Origin of the sequence: Streptomyces venezuelae (assembly GCF_008642355.1) — a bacterium.
Classification (GTDB): Bacteria; Actinomycetota; Actinomycetes; order Streptomycetales; family Streptomycetaceae; genus Streptomyces; species Streptomyces venezuelae_B.
This window is the reverse complement of record NZ_CP029193.1, coordinates 3,545,943-3,571,719: the sequence shown is the minus strand read 5'-3', so window position 1 is coordinate 3,571,719 and position 25,777 is coordinate 3,545,943. Positions and strand designations below refer to the sequence as shown.

General features: G+C 72.7%; 18 protein-coding genes. 10 read left to right on the top strand and 8 right to left on the bottom strand.

What is annotated here, in order from left to right; translation table 11 throughout:
• Positions 1 to 86: 86 nt before the first annotated feature.
• Positions 87 to 1,235: a lipid-transfer protein gene (locus DEJ47_RS16435; protein ID WP_150169096.1), complete on the bottom strand. Its 1,149-nt coding sequence runs from the start codon at positions 1,233 to 1,235 to the stop codon at positions 87 to 89.
• 104 nt (positions 1,236 to 1,339) lie between these two features.
• On the opposite strand from DEJ47_RS16435, the gene DEJ47_RS16430 reads away from it, so the two are divergent.
• Positions 1,340 to 2,947, top strand: coding sequence for a FadD3 family acyl-CoA ligase (locus DEJ47_RS16430; protein ID WP_150169094.1), 1,608 nt, complete (start codon positions 1,340 to 1,342; stop codon positions 2,945 to 2,947).
• Here the strand turns inward: DEJ47_RS16430 and DEJ47_RS16425 are convergent.
• From DEJ47_RS16425 to DEJ47_RS16410, 4 genes are all read right to left on the bottom strand, one after another.
• Positions 2,944 to 3,339 carry a VOC family protein gene (locus DEJ47_RS16425; RefSeq protein ID WP_150169092.1) on the bottom strand — a complete coding sequence of 132 codons (396 nt, stop codon included), beginning with the start codon at positions 3,337 to 3,339 and terminating at the stop codon, positions 2,944 to 2,946. The two genes, DEJ47_RS16430 and DEJ47_RS16425, sit on opposite strands and share 4 nt — an antisense overlap.
• A gap of 537 nt (positions 3,340 to 3,876) precedes the next feature.
• Positions 3,877 to 4,080, bottom strand: coding sequence for a hypothetical protein (locus tag DEJ47_RS16420; RefSeq protein WP_150169090.1), 204 nt, complete (start codon positions 4,078 to 4,080; stop codon positions 3,877 to 3,879).
• Between the two features lie 181 nt (positions 4,081 to 4,261).
• Entirely contained in the window at positions 4,262 to 4,441 is a 180-nt protein-coding gene (locus DEJ47_RS16415) for a sigma-like protein (protein WP_150169088.1), read from the bottom strand.
• A 203-nt stretch (positions 4,442 to 4,644) separates the two neighbouring features.
• Complete coding sequence (locus DEJ47_RS16410) at positions 4,645 to 7,623, bottom strand: AfsR/SARP family transcriptional regulator (protein ID WP_150169087.1); 2,979 nt, start codon at positions 7,621 to 7,623, stop codon at positions 4,645 to 4,647.
• A gap of 259 nt (positions 7,624 to 7,882) precedes the next feature.
• Here DEJ47_RS16410 and DEJ47_RS16405 point away from each other — a divergent pair, with 259 nt between their 5' ends.
• The 6 genes from DEJ47_RS16405 to DEJ47_RS16380 all read left to right on the top strand — a co-directional run bounded on the left by DEJ47_RS16405 (position 7,883) and on the right by DEJ47_RS16380 (position 15,843).
• Positions 7,883 to 9,121, top strand: a complete 1,239-nt coding sequence (locus tag DEJ47_RS16405) for an amidohydrolase family protein (protein ID WP_150169085.1) — start codon at positions 7,883 to 7,885, stop codon at positions 9,119 to 9,121.
• 302 nt (positions 9,122 to 9,423) lie between these two features.
• Positions 9,424 to 10,338, top strand: a complete 915-nt coding sequence (locus DEJ47_RS16400) for a TIGR03619 family F420-dependent LLM class oxidoreductase (RefSeq protein WP_150169083.1) — start codon at positions 9,424 to 9,426, stop codon at positions 10,336 to 10,338.
• 27 nt (positions 10,339 to 10,365) lie between these two features.
• Positions 10,366 to 11,151: an SDR family NAD(P)-dependent oxidoreductase gene (locus DEJ47_RS16395; protein WP_150169081.1), complete on the top strand. Its 786-nt coding sequence runs from the start codon at positions 10,366 to 10,368 to the stop codon at positions 11,149 to 11,151.
• A 140-nt stretch (positions 11,152 to 11,291) separates the two neighbouring features.
• Positions 11,292 to 12,419 (top strand): LLM class flavin-dependent oxidoreductase, encoded by a 1,128-nt coding sequence (locus DEJ47_RS16390; protein WP_150169079.1) that lies wholly within the window; start codon positions 11,292 to 11,294, stop codon positions 12,417 to 12,419.
• 209 nt (positions 12,420 to 12,628) lie between these two features.
• The gene (locus DEJ47_RS16385) at positions 12,629 to 14,368 is read left to right on the top strand and encodes an N-acyl-D-amino-acid deacylase family protein (RefSeq protein ID WP_150169077.1); all 1,740 of its coding nucleotides are present in this window, start codon (positions 12,629 to 12,631) and stop codon (positions 14,366 to 14,368) included.
• Positions 14,365 to 15,843, top strand: coding sequence for an aldehyde dehydrogenase family protein (locus tag DEJ47_RS16380; RefSeq protein WP_150169075.1), 1,479 nt, complete (start codon positions 14,365 to 14,367; stop codon positions 15,841 to 15,843). Before DEJ47_RS16385 ends, DEJ47_RS16380 begins: the two co-directional genes overlap by 4 nt.
• 51 nt (positions 15,844 to 15,894) lie before the next feature.
• On the opposite strand, the gene DEJ47_RS16375 is transcribed toward DEJ47_RS16380, so the two are convergent.
• Both DEJ47_RS16375 and DEJ47_RS16370 read right to left on the bottom strand, forming a co-directional pair.
• Positions 15,895 to 17,436: a CehA/McbA family metallohydrolase gene (locus tag DEJ47_RS16375; protein WP_150169073.1), complete on the bottom strand. Its 1,542-nt coding sequence runs from the start codon at positions 17,434 to 17,436 to the stop codon at positions 15,895 to 15,897.
• 134 nt (positions 17,437 to 17,570) lie between these two features.
• Positions 17,571 to 18,023 (bottom strand): ankyrin repeat domain-containing protein, encoded by a 453-nt coding sequence (locus tag DEJ47_RS16370; RefSeq protein ID WP_150169071.1) that lies wholly within the window; start codon positions 18,021 to 18,023, stop codon positions 17,571 to 17,573.
• Positions 18,024 to 18,135: 112 nt separating this feature from the next.
• Here DEJ47_RS16370 and DEJ47_RS16365 point away from each other — a divergent pair, with 112 nt between their 5' ends.
• Both DEJ47_RS16365 and DEJ47_RS16360 read left to right on the top strand, forming a co-directional pair.
• Positions 18,136 to 18,999, top strand: a complete 864-nt coding sequence (locus DEJ47_RS16365; protein ID WP_150169069.1) for a TIGR03619 family F420-dependent LLM class oxidoreductase — start codon at positions 18,136 to 18,138, stop codon at positions 18,997 to 18,999.
• 82 nt (positions 19,000 to 19,081) lie between these two features.
• On the top strand, positions 19,082 to 21,676 hold the full coding sequence (locus DEJ47_RS16360) for a bifunctional FO biosynthesis protein CofGH (RefSeq protein WP_150169067.1): 2,595 nt from the start codon (positions 19,082 to 19,084) through the stop codon (positions 21,674 to 21,676).
• A 63-nt stretch (positions 21,677 to 21,739) separates the two neighbouring features.
• Here DEJ47_RS16360 and DEJ47_RS16355 read toward each other — a convergent pair whose 3' ends face one another.
• On the bottom strand, positions 21,740 to 23,149 hold the full coding sequence (locus DEJ47_RS16355; protein ID WP_150169063.1) for an FG-GAP-like repeat-containing protein: 1,410 nt from the start codon (positions 23,147 to 23,149) through the stop codon (positions 21,740 to 21,742).
• 202 nt (positions 23,150 to 23,351) lie between these two features.
• On the opposite strand from DEJ47_RS16355, the gene DEJ47_RS16350 reads away from it, so the two are divergent.
• Positions 23,352 to 25,757, top strand: coding sequence for a tetratricopeptide repeat protein (locus DEJ47_RS16350; RefSeq protein ID WP_223828382.1), 2,406 nt, complete (start codon positions 23,352 to 23,354; stop codon positions 25,755 to 25,757).
• The last annotated feature ends 20 nt before the right edge of the window (positions 25,758 to 25,777 follow it).

The window sequence follows — 25,777 nt, the reverse complement described above, 5'->3', positions numbered from 1 at the left end:
TCTCTTCTCTCGCGGGTGCGGGGCCGTCGTGGTTGCTCGCGCGGTTCTCCGCGCCCCTTGAAGGGCGCGTCCGCCTGCGCCTCCTTTCACGCCCTCAGGAGCAGCGCCGATGTGGGGACGCCTTCGCCCGCCGTCACCAAGCACGTTTCCGCGTCCGGGACCTGCGCCGTGCTCGTGCCGCGCAGTTGCTTCACGCCTTCGTTGATGAGGTTGAAGCCGTGGACGTATGCCTCGCTGAGGCCGCCGCCGCCCGTGTTGATGGGGAGGCGACCGCCGCTCTCCAGGGCGCCGCCCTCCGTGAACGCGCCGCCCTCGCCGCGGTCGCAGAAGCCGTACCCCTCCAGGGAGAGCGGGATGAGCGGGGTGAACGCGTCGTAGATCTGGGCGACGTCCACGTCCTGGGGGCCGAAGTCCGCCTGTTTCCACAGGTGTCGGGCCGCCGTCCAGGCGGGGCCCGAGAGCGGGTCGTCCGTCCAGTAGTTGACCATGCCGTGGTGCTGGGCGGGCAGGCCCTGGGCGACGGAGTGGACGTACACCGGTTTCCGGCGGCAGTCGCGCGCCCGCTCGGCGGACACGATCACGCAGGCCAGCGCGCCGTCCGTCTCCAGGCAGTTGTCGAAGAGGCAGAGCGGTTCGCTGATCCAGCGGGACGTCATATACATGTCGCGGGTCAGCGGGCGCTCGTACATCATCGCGGCCGGGTTCTGGTTGGCGCGGTTGCGGCAGGCGAGGGCGACGTTGAAGAGGTGGTCACGGGTCGTGCCGTACTCGTGCATGTGGCGGCGGGCCAGCATCGCGATCTCGTCGGCGGGTCGGAGCAGGCCGAAGGGGCGCGTCCACTGGGCGGGCGTGGGGAGTTGGACCGTGGTGTTCTTCCACGGGCGCGGGCCGCTGCCGCGTTTGCGGGAGCGCCAGGCGATGCCGACGCTCGCCTGGCCGGTGGCGATGGCGGACGCGAGGTGTCCGACCGTGGCGCAGGAACCGCCGCCGCCGTAGCCGACCTTGCTGAAGAAGGTGACGTCGCCCGCGCCGACGGCCTTGGCGACCTCGACCTCGTCGGTCTCCTCCATGGTGTACGAGGCGAAGGCGTCGACCTCGGACGGCGCGATGCCGGCGTCGTCGAGTGCGGCGACGATCGCGCGGCACGCCAACTCTTTCTCGCTCGCGACGAGTTGCCTGGCGAACTGCGTCTGACCGATCCCCACTATCGCTGTGGCGTCCTTGAGTGAAGCCATGGACAACGGCACCTCCGCCGGTCGCGAGCATGTCACCACTGCTGACAGCGCGTCAGGCTACAGCTAATCTGACGGATAGTCAGCCAGCGGGAGAGGTGCATGCGATGCGCGGCGACCTGGAGTGGGGCGGCATCCCGGGACTCGTACGGGCGGCCGCCGAGCGGTACGGAACACGGGAGGCGGTCGTGGAGGGCCGGACCCGCGTCTCGTACGCGGAACTGGGCGAGCGCGTCGAGCACGCGGCGGCGGCCTGCATGGCCAACGGCGTCGAACCCGGCGACCGCGTCGCCGTCTGGGCGCCGAACACCCTCGACTGGATCGTCTCCGCGCTCGGCGCGGTCTGCGCGGGCGCGGTCCTCGTCCCGCTCAACACCCGCTTCAAGGGCACGGAGGCGGCGTACGTCCTGGACCGCAGCCGCGCCAGACTCCTCTTCGTCACCGGCACGTTCCTCGGCACGTCGTACGTCGCCTCGCTGCGCCGCGCCGCCGCCGAAGGGACGGGCGACGGACCGCTGCCCGGCCTGCCCCACCTGGAGCAGGTCGTCGTCCTCGCCGAGGACGCCCCGCAGTCCTTCCGCACCTGGAAGGACTTCCTGGCGAGCGGCGACGGGGTCCCGGCGGACGCGGTCCGTACGCGCGCGGCGTCCGTCGAGGGCTCCGCGCCCTCGGACATCGTCTTCACCTCGGGCACGACCGGCCGGCCCAAGGGCGCCGTCATCACCCACGCCCAGACCCTGCGCTGCTACGACGTGTGGAGCGAACTGGCCGGGCTGCGCGAGGGCGACCGCTACCTGATCGTGAACCCGTTCTTCCACACCTTCGGCTACAAGGCCGGGATCATCGCCTGCCTGATGCGGGGCGCGACGATGGTGCCGCAGCCGGTCTTCAACGTGGACACGGTCCTCGCCAACGTCGCCGCCGAACGCATCTCGGTCCTCCCCGGGCCGCCCACCCTGCACCAGTCGATCCTCGACCACCCCTCCCGCGACCAGTACGACCTGTCCGCGCTGCGGCTCGTCGTGACCGGCGCGGCCGTGGTGCCGCTGCGGCTGGTGGAGCGGCTGCGGGCGGAGCTGCGCATCGCCACCGTCCTCACCGCGTACGGCCTCTCGGAGGCGAGCGGCATCGTCACGATGTGCCGGCGCGGCGACCCGGCCGACGTCATCGCGGCGACATCGGGCCGGGCCATTCCCGACACGGAGGTACGGGTGGTGGCACCCGGCGGCGAACCGCTCCCGCCCGGCCACCCGGGCGAGGTGCTCGTCCGCGGCCACCACGTCATGCAGGGCTACTTCGAGGACCCGGAGGAGACGCGGCGGTGCCTGACGCCCGACGGCTGGCTGCGGACGGGTGACGTCGGCGTCCTCGACGCGGCGGGCAACCTGCGCATCACGGACCGCATCAAGGACATGTTCATCGTCGGCGGCTTCAACGCCTACCCCGCCGAGATAGAACAGCTCCTCGGCGTCCACCCGGCCGTCGCCGACGTCGCGGTGATCGGCGTGCCCGACCCGAGGCTCGGCGAGGTGGGGAAGGCGTACGTGGTGCGGCGGCCCGGGTCCGTGGTCACGGCGGACGATCTGATCGCGTGGGCGCGCAGGGAGATGGCGAACTACAAGGTGCCGAGGGCCGTCGAGTTCGTGGCGGAGCTGCCGAGGAACGCGAGCGGGAAGGTGGTCAAGGGGGAGCTGCGGGGGCGGGCCGGCGGCTAGTTGGCGCCGGCGGCGGTCAGTGCCTCCCGCTCCGCGGCGCTGCACTCCACGCAGAACTCGTTGCCCTCCAGGTCGGTGAGGGTGACCCAGCCCCGGCCGTTCGGCCTGCGGTGGTCCTCGTGCAGCTTCGCGCCGAGCGCGAGGAGGCGCTCGACCTCCTCGTCGCGGGTGCGGTCCTGCGGCTGGAGGTCGATGTGCAGCCGGTTCTTGACGGACTTGGCGTCCGGCACGGTCACGAAGAGCAGAGCGACGCCGTCGGCCGTCACCAGGGCCTCCGGATCGCCGGGAAAGTCGTCGTCGGCGAGGCTGCCGCCGAGGACCTCGGCCCAGAAGGCCCCCTGGCGGTAGGCGTCGTGGGCGTCGAACGTGAGGTGGCGCACGAGAGAAGTCATGGGCGGCACTATTCGCTGCGCGGCGTGTGCCTGTCCACGGATATATGCGGCAGGGCCGCGCGCCGCGGGCGGATCAGTGCCCGGTGGTGCGACGCGGGCGTCGTCCCGCACGGCCCCGGGGCGAAGGCGGGTCCGTCGCGCAAGGGACCTCTTTCCTCCGTCGGTTACCGCAGGAAGCCTGGTGCGGCGCCGTGGGTTCCGGCGGGGGCGGGGCGGGTCTAGCCTCACAAGGGAGGAGAGTCCACGGTGGCGCTCCTCGCCGAGTGACCATCGTTCTTCGGTCCCGAGACCCCGGACCAGCAGGGTCGTCCCAGCGACCCGCGGCCGGGGCGGTGCCGCCGACCTCACGCAGCCCCGGCCCACGCCCTTGCGGCCCGTCCGACCGGGGCTCACTCCCGCGCGCCCCGGAGCCGTGGGGGCGCGTGTGCGCGCCGGTACGTGGAGGGGAGCCGCGGCGCCGGAGCGTACGCCCGCGGCCGCCGCCGACACCGGCGCCCCACGCCTCGGCGGCGGCCGCCCGACGTCTCCGCGGAGTGGTCAGCCGACCGGAGCGGTCGGGGAGTGGCCGTCGAACGGAGGAGCCGGCGTGTGACCGTCGCTCTGCGGAGCGGTCGGGGAGTGGCCGTCACCGAGCGGACCGGCGACCTGCTGGTGGCTGTCGGCCAGTGCCGGGCTCGCCGCGCCACCCGCGGCGGACGCCGCGACGGCCAGGGTGACGAGGATCTTCTTGGTGCGCGTCATACCAACTCCAGGGCGAGGTGGGTCATTTCTGCCGCGTGCGACGCTATGTCGATCACAGAAAGCGCTCTACAGTGCGAATGGTTCCCGCCATTCATTGGCCTGAAGCCTGACGGGACACGCGTCGGCCGCGACGGCTCCCCCTCCGCGCCGCCGCGGCCGACCCCCGTGGGAGAAGAAGTCTTCAGGCGCCCTTGACGGGCGGCACGGGGGCGTGGCTGTCCTGCGTGGTGGCCCCGCCGTCCTTCGGCGGGGCCGGGGCGTGGCTGTCGCCCTGCGTCGTCACGCCGCCGTCCTTCGGCGGGGCCGGGGCGTGGCTGTCGCCCATGGTGGTGATGTTCTGGTTCTTCATGGCGTCGCTCATCGGGAACTCCTCTGGGTCGAGACGGTTCGCTGGGGCGAACGCCCGCTCGGCAACTCCCCCGAGGGTCGCCGAACGGGCGTTCCAGGGCCGCTCACCCTATCTGTGGGGCCCGGTGCGACCCGTCTGCCCCCCGACGCGACGGATCGTTGGATTGAGAATGGCAGCCGGTCATAAACGTTCGATGAACGAGCCTGAGGCGGGCGTCAGGCGGCGGCCAGCGGGCTGAGGAGTCCCCGTACCTCGTCGACCTCGGCCGCCCCGGCCCGCTCGTGGATGGCCAGGGCCTCCCGCCAGCAGGCCCGCGCCCGGTCGACCTGACCGAGGCCGTCGAGGCACCTGCCGAGCAGCACGAGGACGTTGGCCCGCATCCAGTCGCCGCCGATGCACCCGGTCGTCAGCGCCTGCTCCGCGTGCTGCGCGGCCTGGGTCGCACGCCGGTCGGCGAGATGCACCTGCGCGATACGGAAGTGCGTGGTGCCCTCCCACAGGCGCTGCCGATTCTCCACGAAGACCTGTAGGGCCTCCGTCAGTTGCGCCAGCGCCTCGCGCGACCGGCCGACGCGGGCGAGTACGACGCCCAGCGCGTACCGGGCGTTGGCCAGGCGGAAGGTGAGGCCGAGCTCGTCGTACACGGCTATGCCCTGCCGCGCGAGATCGATGGCTTCCGCGGTACGGCCCAGCTCCACGAGGGCCCGGGAGAGGTTGCAGAGCGCGCTGGCCTCACCGGGGTGGTTGCCGTCGGCGCGGAAGGCGTCGATCGCCTGCAGCAGGGAGGACTCGCTGACCTGGTACTGACTGGTGCAGATGCCGATGATCCCCAGTTCGTTGGGGGCGTTGCTGCTGATCCAGGGGTCGTCCGCGGCGCCCTCCAGCGAGATGGCGTGCTCCGCCTCGACCCGCGCCTTGTCGAACCACCCCGCGTTGCGGTGCACCTGGGCGAGGGTCACCCGCGCCCGCCCCTCGGCACGCGCGTCGCCCACCGCGGCGGCGGCGTCCCGGGCGGCGCTCGTCGCCGCCTCGTAGCGCAGCGAACTCGCGCCGGACTCCGCCAGGTCCTTGGAAGCGAGCAGCAGGTCGACCGCGCGCCGCAGCATCCCCGCCCCCAGGGACTGCTGCACGCACGCCAGGATGCACGCCGCCTCGGAGTGCAGCCAGTCCAGGGCCTTGGTGTCGTCGGTGAAGTCCTGGCCCGCGTGTTCCGTGGGCTCCAGGTGGTCCACCGTGCGGTCGCCGGGACGTTCGATCGCGTAGACCCGGGCCGCGGAGGCCAGGTAGAAGTCGAGGAGGCGGGACATCGCCGCGTCCCGCTCGCTGGGGGGCTGTTCGTCGCGTTCGGCGCAGGCGCGCGCGTAGAGGCGTACGAGATCGTGGTAGCGGTAGCGGCCCGGTGCCGCCGACTCCACCAGGGACGTGTCGACGAGGGACTCCAGCAGGTCCTCCGTCTCGTCCACCGGCAGGTCCAGGACCGCCGCTGCTGCCGCGAGGGACAGGTCGGGGCCGTCCGCGAGGCCGAGGAGGCGGAACGCGCGGGCCTGGGCCGGCTCCAGCTGGCCGTAACCGAGCTCGAACGTCGCCTTGACCGCGAGGTCGCCCGCCTGGAGCTCGTCCAGACGCCGCCGCTCGTCCGCCAGCTTCGCCGCGAGCGTGGAGACCGTCCACGTGCGGCGCGCCGCGAGCCGGGACGCCGCGATGCGGATGGCGAGCGGCAGGAAACCGCACGCCGCCACCACGTCGAGCGCCGCCTCCCGCTCCGCGGTGACCCGCTCCTCGCCGACGATGCGGGTGAAGAGGAGCAGCGCCTCCTCGGGGGACATCACGTCCAGGTCCACCAGATGCGCGCCCGCCAGGTCGACCATGCGGACGCGGCTCGTGACCAGGGCCGCGCAGCCCTCCATGCCGGGCAGCAGCGGCCGGACCTGTGCCGCGTCGCGCGCGTTGTCGAGGAGGACGAGGACCCGGCGGCCGTCGAGGACCGACCGGTACAGGGCGGCCCGCTCCTCCAGGGAGTCCGGGATCGCCGAGTCGGCCGTGCCGAGTGCGCGCAGGAACGCCCCGAGGACCGTCTCCGGCTCGGCGACCCGGGCGCCCGCCCCCTGGAGGTCCACGTACAGCTGGCCGTCGGGGAAGTGGGCGCGCGCCACGTGCGCGACGTGCACGGCGAGGGTCGTCTTGCCGACACCGCCGATGCCCGCGAGCGCCGAGACCGCCATCACGCGGCCCTCGGCGGTCGACAGGATGTCGCTCAGTTCGTCCACGAAGGACGCGCGGCCCGTGAAGTCGGGGACCGTCGCGGGGAGCTGCGCGGGGCGCACCACCGTCGTCGAAGGTTCCTGCGCGGGCGCCGACGGCTCGGCGAGGCCCGGGTCGGCCTGGAGGATGCGCTGCTGGAGCTCCTTGAGGCCGGGCCTCGGGTCGACGCCGAGCTCGTCGGCGAGCAGGCGGCGCGTGTCCGCGTAGACCGCGAGGGCCTCCGCCTGGCGTCCGCTGCGGTACAGCGCCAGCATCTGCAGCTCGCGCAGCCGCTCCCGCAACGGGTGCGCCGCGGTCAGCGCCGTCAGCTCCGACACCGCCTCCGCATGGCAGCCCTGTTCCAGGTCCATGTCCAGACGGGTCTCCAGGAGCTGGAGGCGCCATTCGTCGAGTCGGGTGCGCTGCGTGTCGGCGTACGGCCCCGGGACGTTGGCGAGGGGCTCGCCGTCCCAGAGGCCGAGCGCCTTGTTCACCAGCGCCCGTGCCCGGCAGAGGTCACCCGCGCCGCGGGCCTTCTCCGCCGCCGCCCACAGGTCCTCCGCCACGGCCAGGTCGAGCGCGCCGTCCGCGACCTGGACCGCGTACCCGCCGGACTCGCTGACGAGGACGCCGGGAGGCAGCACCTTGCGGAGCCGGGACGCGTACGTACGTACCGCCGCCAGCGCCTGCGACGGCGGCTCCTCGCCCCACAGGGCGTCGATCAGCTCCGAGGCAGTGGCCGTGCGGCCGTCCCGCAGCAGCAGGGCCGCGAGCAGCGCCCTCTGCTGGGGCGAGCCGGTGTTGAGCTGGTCCGGGCCGTGCCACGCGCGCACCGGTCCGAGCACGCTGAAGCGCGACGCCGGCACCTCGGGGGGATGCCCCTCGGTCCGCTCCTCGGGGGTGTTCCCCGAGGCCGGACGCCGCTGCTCCGGTACTCGCGGTACATCGACCATCGCTCCCCCTGCCGCCCTGCCGTTCCCAATCCTGCCGGTCGCGGACCTGCCCGCCCGCGGTGGTGCGTAAGCCGCCGTGCGGCCCTTTCCGTCGTGCGTGGTTCTTGCTCCCCGCCAGTTTGCCTTGTTCATGGCGGATGCGTCAGCCGTGGGAGACGGCTCTCACAGGGTCCACGCACGACATTCCGGATCGGTTTCCGGATTGCTTCGCCGCGTCCGGCTAGCTGACGGGTCGTCAGATCGACGCTACCGTGGCCGTATGGAGACCACGGAGAGTCCGCAGACCTTCCCGAAGATCATCTCGGTGGACGACCACACGGTCGAACCCCCGCACGTCTGGCGGGACCGGCTCCCGTCCAAGTACCGGGACCGCGGGCCCCGGATCGTCCGGGCGCCGCTGCGGGACATGTCGTTCCTGGGCGGAAAGTTCGCCCCGGTCATGGGCGAGAAGGGGGAGGACGGCCCCATCGGGGACTGGTGGATCTACGAGGACCTGCACCGCCCCCTCACGCGCCTCGACACGGCGGTCGGCTACGACAGGGACGAGATCAAACTCGAGGTCATCACGTACGAGCAGATGCGGCCGGGGTCGTTCAGCGTGCCGGACCGGCTCGCGGACATGGACGTCAACCATGTCCAGTCCGCGCTCTGCTTCCCCACGTTCCCGCGGTTCTGCGGGCAGACGTTCACCGAGGCCAAGGACCGGGAGCTCGCGCTCCTGTCGGTCCGCGCGTACAACGACTGGATGGTGGAGGAGTGGTGCGGCCCCGAAGCGGCCGGCCGCCTCATACCGCTGACCCTCATCCCGCTCTGGGACGCCGAGCTCGCCGCCGCGGAGGTGCGGCGCAACGCGGCGCGGGGGGTGCGGGCGGTGGCCTTCTCCGAAATCCCCCCGCACCTCGGGCTGCCGTCCATCCACACCGACGCGTGGGACCCCTTCCTGCGCGCCTGCGACGAGACCGGCACGGTCGTCGCCATGCACATCGGGTCCTCCAGCAGGATGCCGTCGACCTCCGCGGACGCGCCGCCCGCCGTCGGGTCCACGATCACCTTCGCCAACTGCTGCTTCTCCATGGTGGACTGGCTGATGAGCGGCAAGTTCGAACGCTTCCCGAACCTGAAGGTGATGTACGCGGAGGGCCAGATCGGCTGGATCCCCTACATCCTGGAGCGGGCGGACGTGGTGTGGGAGGAGAACCGGGGGTGGGGCGGGGTCGCGGACAAGGTGACGCGTCCCCCGTCCGAACTCTTCACGGAACACGTCTTCGGCTGCTTCTTCGACGACGCGTTCGGGCTGCGGAACCTCGACTCCATCGGGGTCGGGAACGTCCTGTACGAGACGGACTACCCGCACTCCGACTCGACCTGGCCAAAGTCCCGTGAGGTCGGGGAGTCCCAGATGGGCCACCTGCCGGTGGAGGTCGTGGAGCGCATCGTGCGGGGCAATGCGGTTGCGCTGCTGGGGTTGACGGAGGGCGGGCTCTGGCCGGGGGCGTGACGCCTCCGGCGCGGTGTGCGGGGCGGGGGCGCCAAGCCCGCCGTTTCGCGGCGGACGGCCCCCACCCGCGCGCCCGCGCGCCTCGCGACGTGCCGCGGGAGTAGGGGCCCACCCCCACCGGGCCGCAGGGATGGCGAGCACGTGCATACCCCCGCGGCCCCGCCCCCAGCCGGACCCGAGGCGCGACCCCGACCCCTTGTCTGACGGCGCGTCAGCTACGAGCATGGGGCCCCCGCACGACCGCAAGTGACGTTACGTCAGAAAGTGGGTGCCCCGTGGGTGGTGGGTCGGTCGCATATGGCATGCAGTTGCCCGTGCAGTCGCAGAGTTCCCTGTACGCCGAGGGGTGGGAGCGGCGTGCCGGCCCCGACGATCTCGTGGAGATCGCCCGCACCGCCGACCGCACCGGCTTCGCCTACATCGCCACGTGCGACCACGTCGCCATCCCCCGCCGCCTCGCCGACGCCATGAGCACCGTCTGGTACGACCCCGTCGCCACCCTCGCCCACCTCGCCGCCGTCACCGAGAACGTCCGCCTGATGAGCCACGTCGCCATCGTCGGCCTGCGGCACCCCCTCCTCTCCGCCAAGCAGTACGCCACCCTCGACCACCTCAGCGGAGGAAGGCTGATCCTCGGCGTGGGGGCCGGGCACGTGCAGGAGGAGTTCGAGGCGCTCGGCGTCGACTTCGCGCGGCGCGGGCCGATCCTCGACGAGACGATCGACGCCCTCAGGGCTGCCCTGGGACCGGAGGAGTACCCCGAGTACGCGGGGGAGACCTTCGCCTTCAGGGATCTGGGGCAGCTGCCACGCCCCGCCCAGGCCCGCGTCCCCCTCTGGGTCGGCGGTTCGTCCCCCGCCGCCATACGCCGTGCGGCGATCCGCGCCGACGGCTGGCTCCCCCAGGGCGACCCGCGCGACAAGCTGCCCGCGCAGATCACGAAGCTGAAGCGGTTGAGGGAGGAAGCCGGGATCGCCGAGCCCGTCACCGTCGGCGCGATCGCCGAGCCGCTGTACGTCGGCGAACCCGGCTGGTCCGTCGGGCGGCGCACACTCGCCGGGAAACCGGAAGCCCTCGCCGAGTCCCTCCGCGCGTACGCCGCGATGGGCGTCGACCAGATCCAGGTCCGCTTCCGCAGCCGGAGCCGTACCGAACTCACCGACCAGATGGCGGCCTTCGCCGCCGACGTCGCCCCGCACCTCGATGGCCCGCACTGAAACGACCACCACCAGGAGGAGTTCTCCATGGGCAAGCTGGACGGCCGCGTCGTCATCGTGACCGGCGCCGCGCGCGGACAGGGCGAGCAGGAGGCGCGCCTCTTCGTGGAGGAGGGGGCCCGCGTCGTCGTCGCCGACGTGCTGGACGAGCAGGGCGAGGCCCTCGCCGAGGAGCTGGGGGCGGAGTCCGCGGCGTACGTCCACCTCGATGTCGGCGTCGAGGAGGACTGGCGCGCCGCCACCGCCGCCGCCAAGGACGCCTTCGGGAAAGTCGACGGGCTCGTCAACAACGCGGGGATCCTGCGGTTCAACGAGCTGCTCGGGACCCCGCTCGAAGAGTTCGAGCAGATCATCCGCGTCAACCAGATCGGGTGCTTCCTCGGGATTCGGACGGTCGCACCCGAGATGGCCGCGGCGGGTGGCGGCACGATCGTGAACACCGCCTCCTACACGGCCCTCACGGGCATGGCGTACGTGGGCGCGTACGCGGCGACGAAACACGCCATCCTCGGGCTCACCCGCGTCGCCGCCCTGGAACTCGCGGGCCGGAACATCCGCGTGAACGCCGTGTGCCCCGGGGCGGTCGACACCCCCATGACCAACCCCGCGCAGCTCGACCCGGGCGCCGACCCGGAAGCGGCGAGGGAGGCGGTCGCCGAGCTGTACAAGAAGCTCGTGCCGCTCGGGCGGATCGGGCAGCCGCAGGAGGTCGCCGCGCTGGCGCTGTTCCTGACCGGGGACGACTCGGCGTACATCACGGGGCAGCCGTTCGTCATCGACGGGGGGTGGCTGGCGGGGGTCAGTGTCGTGTGACCCGTGGCGGCGCGGTTCGGTTGCCTGACGCTGCGTCAGCTATTGACGCTCCGGCGGGGCGGTGGAACAGTCGACCCCATCGCAATCTGACGGAGCGTCAGAAACGCGCCGTCGGACCTCACGAGGACGGTGAACCTCCCTTGGAATTCGGTCTCTTTGTACAGGGATACGTGCCCGCCCAGCGGGCCAAGGTCGACCCCGAAGCGGAGCACAAGGCGCTCATCGAGGAGACCGAGTACGTCATCGAGGCGGACAAGTCCGGGTTCAAGTACGCCTGGGCGTCCGAGCACCACTTCCTGGAGGAGTACTCGCACCTCTCCGCCAACGACGTCTACCTCGGCTACCTCGCCCACGCCACCGACCGCATCCACCTCGGTTCGGGCATCTTCAACCCGCTCGCACCCGTCAACCACCCCGTGAAGGTGGCGGAGAAGGTGACGATGCTCGACCACCTCTCCCGGGGGCGGTTCGAGTTCGGCACGGGCCGCGGTGCCGGTTCGCACGAGATCCTCGGCTTCATGCCGGGCATCACGGACATGAACCACACCAAGGAGATCTGGGAAGAGACCATCGCCGAGTTCCCCAAGATGTGGCTGCAGGACGAGTACGTGGGGTTCCGGGGCAAGCACTGGTCGCTGCCGCCGCGCAAGATCCTCCCGAAGCCGTACGGGAAGTCCCACCCCGCCATGTGGTACGCCGCCGGGTCCCCCTCCTCGTACGCCATGGCGGGCAAGAAGGGCCTCGGGGTCCTCGGCTTCAGCGTGCAGAAGGTCTCCGACATGGAGTGGGTCGTCGAGTCGTACAAGACGGCGGTGAAGGAGGCCCAGGCGATCGGGGACTTCGTCAACGACAACGTCATGGTGACGTCGACGGCGATCTGCGCGGAGACGCACGAGAAAGCGGTCGAGATCGCGGTCGGCGGCGGCCTGAACTACCTCCAGTCGCTGCTGTTCCGCTACCACGACACCTTCCCCCGGCCCGACGGCATCCCCGAGTGGCCCGAGCTGCTCCCCGAGTACACCGAGGAGCTCATCGAGCTGCTCATCGCCGAGGAGCTGATGATCTGCGGCGACCCGGACGAGGTGCTCACGCAGTGCAAGCGGTGGGAGCAGGCCGGGGCGGACCAGCTCAGCTTCGGGCTGCCGATCGGGATCTCGCCCGAGGACACGAAGAACACGATCCGGCTGATCGGCGAGCACGTGATCCCGAAGATCGACACGGATCCGGTGCACCGGACGACGCGATTCCGCCAGGCGGCCGGTCAGTAACCCCTCATTGAGCCACCCCGGCTTCCCCCTCCCGGACGGGAAGCCGGGGTCCTGCCGGACGTGTGGCGGTGTCACGGGGTTGCCGTCACGGGGGGTGCGCGGCCGGACCCCCGTCAGTCGCCCTTCGGGCTCGTCCTCAAACGCCGGACGGGCTGAAAACTTGACCCCGAATCCCCGAATCCCGAACCCTCGAAAGGGGACGTCCCGTCATGCTCGACCATCTGATCAAGGGTGCGACCGTCGTCGACGGGACCGGTGCCCCCGGGCGCGTTGCCGACGTCGGGATACGGGACGGCCGCATCGCCGTCGTCGCCGCGCCGGGCACCGTCGGCGAGGAGGCGCGGACCAGTGAGGACGCGCGGGGGCGTGTCCTCGCGCCGGGGTTCGTCGATCCGCACACGCACTACGACGCGCAGCTGTTCTGGGACCCGTACGCGACGCCGTCCCTCAATCACGGCGTGACCACCGTCGCCGGGGGCAACTGCGGGTTCACGCTCGCTCCGCTCCATCCCGACCGGCCCGGCGACGCCGACTACACGCGGCGGATGATGTCCAAGGTGGAGGGGATGTCCCTCGTGGCCCTGGAGCAGGGTGCGCCCTGGTCGTGGAGTTCCTTCGGGGAGTATCTCGACGCCCTGGAGGGGCGCGTCGCCGTGAACGCGGGGTTCATGGTGGGGCACTGCGCGCTGCGGCGGTACGTCATGGGGGAGGACGCGGTCGGCGGCCAGCCGTCCAATGAGCAGTTGGACGCCATGGTGCGTCTCCTGCACGACGCGATGGACGCCGGGGCGTGGGGTCTTTCCACCACCCAGTCGTCCACGCACTCGGACGGCGACGGGCGGCCCGTCGCCTCGCGGCACGCGAAGCCCGGGGAACTGCTCGCGCTGAGCCGTGCCGTCGGCGAGCACGAGGGGACACAGATCGAGGCCATCGTCGCCGGGTGCCTCGACCAGTTCAGCGATGACGAGGTCGAGCTGTTCGTCGAGATGAGTGCCGCCGCCGGACGGCCACTGAACTGGAACGTGCTCACCATCGACGCCGCCGTCCCCGAGCGCGTGCCCCGCCAGCTCGTGCCCAGTGAGCGCGCCCGCAAGGCGGGCGGCCGCATCGTCGCGCTCACCATGCCGATCCTCACGCCCATGAACATGTCCCTCGGCACGTTCTGCGCCCTCAACCTGATCCCCGGCTGGGGGGACGTCCTCGGGCTGCCCGTGCCCGAGCGGATCGCCGCGCTGCGCGACCCCGCCGTGCGGGAGGAGATGCTGCGGCGGGCCGCGAGCAAGGAGGCCGGAGTCTTCCGGCGGCTCGCGCGGTTCGACCGGTACGTCATCGGCGACACGTACTCCGCCGCCAACGAGGGGCTCACCGGGCGCGTCGTCGGTGACATCGCCGCCGAGCGCGGGCAGGAGCCGTTCCACTGCATCGTCGAGATCTGCGCCAACGACGACATGCGCACCGTGCTGTGGCCCATGCCCACCGACAACGACCCGGACTCGTGGGCGCTGCGCGCCGAGACCTGGCAGCACGAGGACGTCATGCTGGGCGGCTCGGACGCCGGCGCGCATCTGGACCGCATGTGCGGAGCCCCGTACACGACGCGGTTCATCGGGGACTGTCTGCGGGGGAGGAAGCTCGTCGGCCTCGAGCAGGCCGTGAAGATGCTGACCGATGACCCCGCCCGGCTGTTCGGGCTGCGCGAGCGCGGACGGATCGCCGAGGGGTACCACGCCGACCTCGTCCTCTTCGACCCCGAGCGCATCGACGCGGGCAAGGCCACCCTCGTCCACGACCTGCCCGGCGACAGCCCCCGGCTCGACTCGAAGGCGATCGGCATCGACGCGGTGTGGGTCAATGGCGTCGAGGCCATCCGTGATGACGTGGTGACCGGCGCCGTGCCGGGGAAGATCCTCCGGTCCGGGCGTGACACCAGGACGGTGAGCACCAAGTGAGCGGTGGCGCACGGCGGCTGTTCATCGGCGGTGAGTGGGTCGAGCCCGACGGCGGGCACTACGAAGTCGTCAATCCCGCCACCGAAGGCGTCGTCGGGCTCGCGCCCGAGGCCGGCGGCGAACAGGTCCGCGCGGCGGCCGCGGCCGCGCGTGAGGCCTTCGCGGGCTGGTCGCGCACGACGCCGGAGGAGCGCGCAGGGATCCTGTCCCGTGCCGCCGCCGTCCTCCGGCGCGACTTCGCCGCCCACGCCGAGCTCGCCCAGGCCGAGAGCGGCGCCACGACCGCGACGGCACGCGGCATGCAGGTCGCGGTGGCCGTGGCGCGGTTCGAGCGGTACGCGAAGGGGGCGCTGGAGCCGGTCGAGACCGCGCTTCCGCCGCAGATCCACGAGGCCGGGCCCATGGGAGGCGCCGGTGTCGTGGGAGCGGTCGCCGTGCGCAGGCCCGTGGGCGTAGTCACCTGCATCACCTCGTACAACAACCCCTGGGCCAACCCGGCGGGCAAGGTCGCGCCCGCCCTCGCCATGGGCAACACCGTCGTCGTGAAGCCCGCGCCGCAGGACCCGCTGTCCGTCTACGGGATGGCGGCGGCGCTGGAGGAGGCCGGTGTGCCGCCCGGAGTCGTGAACGTCGTCTCCGGGACGGACTCCGCCGTGGGCGAGGCCGCCGTCGCCTCTCCCGACGTCGACATGGTGAGTTTCACCGGCTCCACGGCCGTCGGGCAGCGCATCGGCGAGGTGTGCGGCCGGGACATGAAGCGGCAGCTGATGGAGCTGGGCGGCAAGGGCGCGGCGATCATCCTGGACGACGCCGACCTGGACGCCGCGGTGGCGGGCATCGGCACGACGTTCTCCTTCTACAGCGGGCAGATCTGCACGGCGCCGACCCGCGTCATCGTCCAGCGGGGCGTGTATGAGCAGCTCGTCGACAAACTCGCCGCCTATGCCGCGTACGTGAAGGTGGGGGACCCGGTCGCGCCCGGCACCGTCGTCGGGCCCGTGATCTCCGCCGCGCACCGCGACCGCGTCGAGGCGTACGTCGAGGACGGGCGGAAGGAAGGCGCGCGGGTCGTCGCGGGCGGTGAGCGGCCGGCCCTCGGCAAGGGCTTCTATGTCGCCCCGACCCTCCTCGCCGACTGCACGCACGACATGCGGGTGGTCCGCGAGGAGATCTTCGGGCCCGTGGTGGTCGTGGTGCCCTTCGACGCGGACGGGCCCGAGGACGCCGAGGAGACCGCGATCGCCCTCGCCGCCGACAGCGACTACGGCCTCATCGACTACGTGTGGTCGGGCGACGTCGCCCGCGCCTTCCGCGTCGCCCGGCGGCTGCGGGCGGGCGGCGTCGGCGTCAACACGATCGCCCGGAACATGGAGGCGCCGTTCGGCGGCTTCAAGAAGAGCGGGGTGGGACGGGACGTCGGCTCGTACGCCCTGCACGCGTACAGCGAACTGCAGTCCCTCGTGTGGCCGGGGTGAGCGAGGCGGGCCCTCTCCACCCCGGCACGGAGGCTCAGGCGGTGACGGCTGCTACCGGCCCAGGAAGATCGGGTTCGTGAACGCCGTCAGCGGGCCCGGCAAGCCGGGGGTCACGGGCGCGTGGCGCACCTCCGCCCGCACATAGGCGGCGTACGACGCCGTCGTGCGCCACTCCACCGTCCCCGCGCCCGACTCCGGCAGGGCGGGGCTCGTGTGCAGGACGCCCTGGTCGGTGACGAAGCGGACCGTGCAGCCCGGGGCGCCCTTGACGTCGAGGCGGACCGTGACGGGGTCGTCGCGGCCCACGTCGAGACGGCCGCCGATGCCCGCGTGCCCGCCCCTGCCGCCCGCCGCCGAGAAGGCGAGCTCCACGGCCTTGGACTCGGCGACGTAGGACCGGCCGCGGCGGATGCCGTCCTGGATGGCCTCGCGCGTCAGATCGTCGGCGAGGACGACGGTCTGCGGGCCGCCGATGCGGTCCGGGTCGCGGTGCGCGTCGCTGTTGCCCATGGCCGGAATCCACGGGCGCCCGCCGCGCACGGAGGCGACGAGCCGGCTGTCCCAGTCGGCGAGGGCGATCTCGTCGTCCGGCGTGTACGCGCCGTTCCACGCCTCGATGACGTCCGCGTCGCCGAACCCGAACTTCCAGTTGCAGCCGACACAGGTGGCGTGCGGGTGCGCGGGGACGACGAGGCCGCCCGCGTCCCTGACCTTCCGCGCGTACCTGCCGAAGCGGTTGTCGCGGGCGCGGTAGCGCCAGTCGACGAACGTGCCGGGGTCGACGCCGAGGGCGACGACGTGGCCGTTGCGGGTCGTCACCTCCTCGCCGAGCATGATCAGGAGGTCGTCGCCCGCGAGGTCGGCCCAGTGGGCGTGCGCGGAGTGCGTGTTGTGCTCCGAGCTGTTGATGAAGTCGAGGCCGGCCGCGCGGGCGAGCGCGGCGATCTCGGCGGGGGTGCGCCTGCCGTCGGAGTGGACGGAGTGCAGGTGGCAGTCGCCGCGGTACCAGGCCCGGCCGCGGCCCTTGGCCCGCTCCGGCGGGTAGGACGGCTTCGGGGTCCTGCCGGGTGTCCCGTAGGTGAGGGTGATCGTCACCTCGTAGGGGAGGCCTTGGGGGGCGACGGTGTACGGGCCGAGGGCGATGTACCAGGTGCCCTCGCGGATCCGGCCCGGGATGTAGCCGGGCGTCGCCTCGTCGGCGCGGATGAAGAACTCGGTGCGCGCGCCGCCGGACCAGCCGCGGAACCCCTGGCCGCCGAGCTCCGTGCCGCGCTCGTCGAAGACGCCGATGTCGAGGGCGTTGCCCTGGGTGCCGGGCGGCACGGACGGCTTCTCGTAGGTGTAGGAGGCGCGGAACTCGCGCACACCGTCGGGGACTTCGACGGGCAGGTACACGAAGTCGGGGGACCCGGTGGGCAGGGTCCCGCGCACCGTTCTCGTCTCCGTGCTCCCCGGCTTCCCGCCCCCCGCGGGGGAGCGCCGCTCGGCGCCGCTTGCGAAGCTCACGGTGCCCAACGTAATCGCGGCGGCGGCGCCCGTCACGAACAGTCCGCGCCGGTTCGGGCCGATCGGGTGGTGTACGTCCTCGCACATGCTGCGGCTCCCCAGGGTGTCGTGTCGACGGTGACGTGGGTGGTGCGTGCAACCCTGGTATTGAGCCGTGAACTGTGCGGCAAGGGAAGGCGGTTGGCAGTTTTACGCCCGGTTGCCGGGGCGGGTGGGCCCGGTCAGCCGGTCCGGGGCTCCCGCGCCGGGTCCTCCACCGCCCCCGCCGCGACCAGCACCGCCTCCGTCTCCGGGTGCGGGCCGCCCGCAGCGTCGCGCGCCCACCGCAGCGGCGCACGGCCCGTGCCGAGGTCCTCGCGGAGGTTCGGGTCGGCTCCGTGGGCGAGGAGTTCGCGGACCGTGGCGACGTGCCCCCACGCGGCGGCCCCGCACAGGGGAGTGCCGTCGGTGAGGCCACGGCTCTCCGTGTCGGGCAGCGCCCCAGCCCGCAGCAGCGCCCGCACCGTGGAGGCCGCGCCGTGCACCGACGCCGCGTACAGCGCCGTGGTGCCGTCGGCCTCGGGGAGCTCGGGGTCGACGCCGGTCCGGAGCACGGTGCGGACCGTGTGCGTGTCGCCGACCGCCGCCGCCCACACCAGGCGGTGGGTGAGCTTCTTCTGCTTCCGTCTGTTCACCGACGCCAGGTTAATGAGCGCACGGGCATGGACCAACCGGATTCACGGGGATAGGAAGAGGGGTCCGGACCGACCGACACTCCCGGAACTCCCGGACACGCTCGGAGGAATCGTGCGCATCTCCGCCACGCTCTACATGACCGACGAGACGATCACTCCGGTACGCCTGGCCAAGGAACTGGAGCTGCGCGGCTTCGCGGGGCTCTACCTTCCCGAGCACACCCACATCCCGGTGCCCCGCGAAACCCCCTACCCGGGCGGCGACCTGCCGCCCGAATGTGCCCGCATGCTCAACCCGTTCATCGCCCTCGCCCAGGCCGCGGCCGTCACCGGACGCATCACCCTCGGCACGAACATCGCCCTGGTCGCCCAGCACGACCCCATCGACCTCGCGAAGCAGATCGCGACCCTCGACCACCTCTCCGGCGGTCGCGTCACCCTCGGCATCGGCTTCGGCTGGAACCGCGAGGAGGCCGAGGACCACGGCGTGCCGTGGCCGCGGCGCCGGGAGGTCGTGCGGGAGAGGATGGCGGTCATGCGGGCGCTGTGGGCGGACCGGCCGAAGGCGTACGAGGGGGAGTTCGGCGGCGTACGGGCGAGCGAGGTCCATCCGAAGCCCGCGCGGGCGCCGCGGAAACGGCCGGCCAAGGGGCCGCTGTTCGGGCCGCGCACGCTGATCGGCGGCGCCGCGGGACCGGGTCTCTTCGCGCACGTCGCGGAGTACGCGGACGGCTGGATGCCCGTCGGGGGCAGCGGCCTGCGGGAGGCGCTGCCCGTGCTCAGGTCGGCGTGGGCGGACGCCGGGCGCGGGGCGCGTGACCTGTACGTGGCGGTGACGGCCGTCGCGCCGGTGCCCGGCAAGCTCGCGTACTACGAGGAACTGGGCGTGGACGAGGTGATCGTGCAGCTGCCGCCCGCGGGTGAGGTGGCGGTGTGCGCGGCGCTCGACGGACTCGGGCGGTACGTCATGCCGTGACGAGCGCCCGTCTTTCCCCAGGTGGCGGCCCATGCGGAACTATCTGTAAGAGGCAGGTGTACTCGCTCGTATGCTCGGGGACATGACCAACAGCGCGCAGCCCCCAGAGGCCGGACGACCCACCGCGAACGCCATGCGCCGCGCGCTCAGGAGAGCCAGGGACGGCGTCGCGCTCGACGTGAGCGAGGCCGCGGTCCTGCTGCAGGCGCGCGGCGAGGATCTCGACGACCTCACCGCGTCCGCGGCCCGGGTGCGCGACGCGGGGCTGGCGGCGGCGGGCCGGCCCGGCGTCATCACGTACTCGAAGAGCGTGTTCATCCCGCTCACCCGCCTCTGCCGCGACAAGTGCCACTACTGCACCTTCGCCACCGTGCCCGGCAAGCTGCGCCGGGACGGCCACGGCATGTTCATGTCCCCGGACGAGGTCCTGGACATCGCGCGGCGCGGCGCGGCGATGGGCTGCAAGGAAGCCCTGGTCACCCTCGGCGACAAGCCCGAGGACCGCTGGCCCGAGGCGCGCGAGTGGCTGGAGGCGGAGGGGTACGACGACACCATCGCGTACGTCCGTGCCATCTCGATCCGCATCCTGGAGGAGACGGGCCTCCTGCCGCACCTCAACCCGGGCGTCATGACATGGACGGACTTCCAGCGGCTCAAGCCCGTCGCGCCCAGCATGGGCATGATGCTGGAGACGACGTCGGAGCGGCTGTGGAGCGAGCCGGGACAGCCCCACTACGGCTCGCCCGACAAGGAGCCCGCCGTCCGGCTGCGGGTCCTGGAGGACGCGGGGCGCTCGTCCGTGCCGTTCACGAGCGGGCTGCTGATCGGGATCGGCGAGACGTACGAGGAGCGGGCGGACTCGCTGTTCGCGCTGCGCCGCGTGGCGCGCTCGTACCACGGCATCCAGGAGCTGATCATCCAGAACTTCCGCGCCAAGCCGGACACGGCGATGCGCGGCATGCCCGACGCGGAGATCGACGACCTGGTCGCCACCATCGCCGTCGCCCGGCACATCATGGGCCCCGCGGGGAACATCCAGGCGCCGCCGAACCTCATCGCGGGCGAGTACGAGCGGCTCATCGGCGCGGGCATCGACGACTGGGGCGGCGTCTCGCCGGTCACCATCGACCACGTCAACCCCGAGAAGCCGTGGCCGCAGGTGGAGGAGCTCGCCGAGCGGTCGGCGGCGGCCGGGTTCCGGCTCGCCGAACGGCTCTGCGTCTACCCGGAGTTCGTGCGGCGCGGTGAGCCGTGGCTCGACCCGCGGCTCCTCCCACACCTGCGGGCCCTCGCCGACCCGGAGACCGGCCTCGCCCGCCCCGACGCGGTCGTCGAGGGCCACCCCTGGCAGGAGCCCGACGAGGGGTACGTGGCCTCCTCCGGCCGCACCGACCTGCACGCCACCATCGACACCACCGGCCGCACCTCGGACCGGCGCGACGACTTCGACGAGGTGTACGGCGACTGGGACGCCCTGCGCGAGCAGGCGGCGCCCGGCATGGTGCCGTCCCGCATCGACGGCGACGTGCGCGCGGCCCTGAGGCAGGCCGCCGACGACCCGACGAAGCTCACCGACGACGAGGCACTGGCGCTGCTGCACGCCGACGGGCCCGCGCTCGACGCGCTCTGCGCCGTCGCGGACGACATCCGCAGGACGGTCAACGGCGACGACGTCACGTACATCGTCACCCGCAACATCAACTTCACCAACGTCTGCTACACCGGCTGCCGCTTCTGCGCCTTCGCGCAGCGCAGGACCGACGCCGACGCCTACACGCTCTCCCTCGACCAGGTCGCCGACCGGGCCGCGCAGGCCTGGGACGTCGGCGCCGTCGAGGTGTGCATGCAGGGCGGCATCCACCCCGACCTGCCGGGCAGCGCCTACTTCGACATCGCGCGGGCGGTGAAGGAGCGCGTGCCGGGCATGCACGTGCACGCTTTCTCACCGATGGAGGTCGTCAACGGGGCGACGCGGACGGGCCTGTCGATCCGCGAGTGGCTCACCGCCGCGAAGGAGGCGGGCCTCGACTCCATCCCGGGAACGGCCGCGGAGATCCTCGACGACGAGGTGCGGTGGGTCCTCACCAAGGGCAAGCTGCCGACGGCCACCTGGATCGAGGTCGTCAAGACCGCGCACGAGCTCGGCATCCGGTCGAGCTCGACGATGATGTACGGACACGTGGACCAGCCGCGGCACTGGCTCGGCCACTTCCGCACGCTGGCGGGCATCCAGCAGGAGACCGGCGGCTTCACGGAGTTCGTGACGCTGCCCTTCATCCACACGAACGCGCCCGTCTACCTGGCGGGCATCGCCCGGCCCGGCCCGACCACCCGCGACAACCGCGCGGTGACGGCGATGGCCCGCGTGCTGCTCCACCCGCACATCCCCAACATCCAGACCAGCTGGGTGAAGCTCGGCCAGGAGGGTGCCGCCGAGATGCTCAGGTCCGGCGCGAACGACCTCGGCGGGACGCTGATGGAGGAGACCATCTCCCGCATGGCGGGCTCCAGTTACGGCTCGTACCGGTCCGTCGAGGACCTCGTCGCCATCGCGGAGACCGCGGGACGTCCCGCGAAGCCGCGCACGACGCTGTACGGCGAGGTGCCCGAGGAGCGGCAGCGAGCCGCCGCGGCCTCGGACGGGCATCTGCCGGAGCTGCTGCCGCTGGTGGACTGAGACACGGCACGGGCACCCGGCCGCCGCCGGGTGCCCGTGTGCCGACGCGAGTGCGACAGTGCGTCAGTGCGCAAGGAAGGCGCCGAAGCTCACGCCCGCCTTGTCCGGGGAGCCGACCGCGGCCGGGCCGAACGAGTCGATGCCGGTGGTGGTGACGCCGCTCGCGGAGCCGCGCAGGTGCCAGACGGCGCCGGTGTCGGCGTGGGTGCCGTCCTCGGCGGGCGCGCCCACGGTCAGGTCGGCCTTGCCGTCCTTGTTGGTGTCCGAGAGCAGGACGGTGCTGCCGAACTTGTCGCCCTTCTCGGAGGCGCCCGGGATGCCCGGCTTCGACTGGTCGAAGGCCTGCGCGCCCGTGCCGGAGAGGCCGGTGCGGGCACCCTTGAGGATGACGACGCTGCCGGCGTCGGCGGTCGTCTCGATGTCCTCGCCCGGGACGCCGACGGCGATGTCGGCGAAGCCGTCGCCGTTCACGTCGCCCGCGGTGATCGAGGAGCCGAACTCGTCGCCGTCCTCACCGACGCCGGGGACGCCCGCGCTGTCCTGGGTGATCTTCGCGGAGCGGTCCGAGAGGCCGGACGCCGAGCCGTAGCGGACGAGGACGGTGCCCTTCTGGTACGGCATGTCCTCGAAGTTGGTGCCGATGTCGCGGGTGACGAAGTCGCCGTAGCCGTCGCCGTCGACGTCCGCGACGGCGCCGCCGAGGGAGGGCGCGAGCTTCTGCGAGGTGGTGGCCACCCCGTCCTTGCCGCCCTTCCACAGCTGGCTCTTGTGGGCCATCTCCTCGAAGCCGTGGCTGCTGACGATGTCGTCGATGCCGTCGCCGGTCACGTCACCCGCGACGAAGTCACCGGGGCCGAAGGTCTGGCTGGTGACGACCCGCTGGGTGCTCGCGGCCTTGCCGTCCTTCTGGAACGGGCCGTACGCGATGGTCATGCCCGCGTCGTCGTTGTCCATCGGGTCCTCGGGCTCCGGGTACTCGGCCGTGACCAGGTCGCCCTTGCCGTCCCCGTTGAAGTCACCGGCGGTGACGCGCGCGCCGTTCGAGTCCAGCTCGACGCTGCCCCGGCCGCTGAGACCCTGGGCGGAGCCCCACAGGACGACGGCCTTCTCGCCGCCGTTGACGACGAGGTCGGTGTAGCCGTCGCCGTCCAGGTCGGAGGCGGCGGTCTGGCCGCCGAAGTGCCCGCCGTCCGCGGCGGAGCCGGGTACACCGGCCGTGTCACGGCTGATGGTGACGGCGTGGGCCTTGTCGGGGCCGTTCGCCGAGCCGTACACGACGGAGACGCTGCCGGGCTCGTCGGTGTTGTAGTGGCCGGGGGCCGATATGGCGAGGTCGGCGTACCCGTCGTGGTTGAAGTCGGTGACCGGCGCCTTGGGCGGGGTGGGTGCGGCCGCGGCCGTACCGGCGGTGGCCAGGGCGAGCGGGGCCGCGAGCGAGGCGACTGCGACAGCGGTGATGAGACTGCGGCGCACTGTTCCTCCTGTGGGAATTTGTGTGGTCGTGTAGGGAGACGATCGTTCCGCGGGGAAGGTTGTACACCGCAGAGACTTCTGTGGTGCACACGCACTTATGTCCGAACTCGGTTCCCGTTCACCGGATATCGGCCCCGTGGTGACTCATTCGGAACGCCGGTCGGTGCGTCAGACTGGGGGCTCACGGGACGGGGAGGGACCGATGACGCGGGCGAAAGTGTCGATGCAGGAGCTCATCCGGCGCAGGCGCCGTGCGGCGTTCGTGGGCCGCCGCGACGAACTGCGCCTCTTCAGGGCCAACTTCGAGGTGCCGCCCGAGGACGACCGGCACCGCTTCCTCTTCCATGTGCACGGCCCGGCCGGCGTCGGCAAGACCTCCCTCGTCCGCGAGCTGGGACAACTCGCCACGGAGCGCGGCGCACTTGTCGCCTACGTCGACGACGCTGTCCCCGACCTCCCCGAGGCGCTCGGCGAGATCACGGCGCAGTTCGCGCAGCAGGGGCGGACCATGAAGGCCCTGGACCGCGCCCTCGCCGCGCACCGCCACCGCATCCACGAGGCCGTCGCCGCCGCGGCCCGCGCACCGGAACCCGACGTGCCGTCGGCGGGCAGTGTGGCGCTGGCCCGCGCCGGTGTCGTCGGACTCGGCATGGTGCCCCTCGTCGGCGCGTTCTCCGGAGTCGTCGACACGGAACGGGTCGCCCTGCGCGCCGAACGGCTCAGGGCCCGCTTCCGCACCCCCGAGGACGCCCGCCTCGTCCTGGAACCCGAGCGCGCGCTGACACCCGTGCTCCTGGACGAGCTGGCCGGGGCCGCCGACGCCGCGCCCTGGCTCGTGCTGCTCCTCGACGCGTACGAGCGGACCGCGCCGTTCCTGGACCGCTGGCTGCACGACGTGATGACGACCGACCGCTACGGAGACCTTCCGGCCAACACCGTCGTCGTGACCGCGGGGCAGCGCCCCCTCGACCCCGACCGCTGGGAGGGCGCCGCGGACTTCGCCGCCGAACTGCCGCTGCGCCCCTTCACGGAGAGCGAGGCGCGCGGCCTGCTCGCGGCCAAGGGTGTCACCGAGGAGCCGGTGGTCGCGGAGGTCCTGCGGCTCTCCGGCCGGCTGCCCGTGCTCGTCTCCACGCTCGCCGAGACGGGACCCGCGGCACCGGACGACGTCGGCGACCCGAGCGCCAACGCCGTCGAGCGGTTCCTCAGGGGTGAACAGGACCCGGCCAGGCGCACGGCCGCCCTCGACTGCGCCCTGCCCCGACGCCTCGACGAGGAGATCGCGCGGGCCGCCGTGGGGCCGGGCGCCGACGGCACCGGTGACGACTCCGCGGAGCTGTACGCGTGGCTGCGCACCATGCCGTTCGTCCGCCCCGACCGCAGAGGCACCGCCCGCTACCACGACGTCGTACGCGCCCCCATGCTGCGCCTGCGCCGCAACACGGCGCCCGCCCTGTGGAGCGCGGGCCACACCCGCCTCGCCGAGCTGTACACGCGACGGCGCGAGGCGCTGGACGAGGAGCTCCGGGGCGCGGCGGGCCGCCCCTGGATGCGCCCGGAGTGGCGCGCCCTGCGCGTCGACGAGCTGTACCACTCCCTGTGCGCGGGCCCGCGTGCCGCGCTCCCCGGCGTCCTGCGCGAGGGCATCGAGGCCTGCCGCTTCGACACGGCGGTGGCCCGCGAGTGGGCGCGGGTGGTGGCGGACGCCGCCGAGGACACGGGCGCGGAACACCTGCGGGTCTGGTCCGACGACCTCGGCGACGCGCTCGCCGACGACACGCTCGGCGCGCTGCGCGCCCTCGAACTCCTCCTCGCCCGCGCCGGATTCGACGACGCCGACCGCGTGGCCGCCCACAACGAGCACGGCCTGCGCCTCTTCCACCTCGGCCGGCTGCACGAGGCCATCGAGGATCACGAGCGGGCACTCGCCATCGACCCCGGCGACCCCTGGGGCCACCACGGCCTCGCCGTCACCCGCCGGGCCCTCGGCGACTTCGACGCGGCCCTGCGCCACCTGGCCGCGGCCGAGGAGGCGGCGCCCGGCGCGGAGTGGGTGGCCCGGCAGCGCGGCGAGACGTACCGGCGGATGGGCCGCCCCGACGAAGCCCTGCCCTGGCTCGACCGGGCGCACGCCATCGCCCCGCGGGAACCGCTGACGCTGGGCAGCCGCGGGCAGGCCAAGTTCGCGCTCGGCCGCCCCCGCGAGGCCCTGGACGACCTGGACCGCGCGCTCGACCTGTGGCCCGACTACCCCTGGGCGCTGCTGCGCAGGGCGCGCGTCCGGCAGGCCCTCGGCGATCTGCCGGGAGCCCTCGCCGACCTCGACCGCGCCCACGAACTGGCGCCGGACGCGCCGGGCGCGTACAGCGACCGCGGCGACATCCTGCGCTTCGCGTGCCGCCACGGGGAGGCCGTCGCCGCGTACGACACGGCGCTGGCCATGGACCCCGGCCACACCTGGGCGTGGGGCAGCAGGGCCCTGTCCCTGGAGGCCCTGGGGCGCGTGGAGGAGGCCGTCGCGTCCCTGGACGAGGCGCTGCGGATCGATCCCGGGTACGGGTGGGCGCGGGAACAGCGGCAGCGGATGATGGGGGCGGACACGGTCTGACCGGAGCGGGGGGAGAGGCC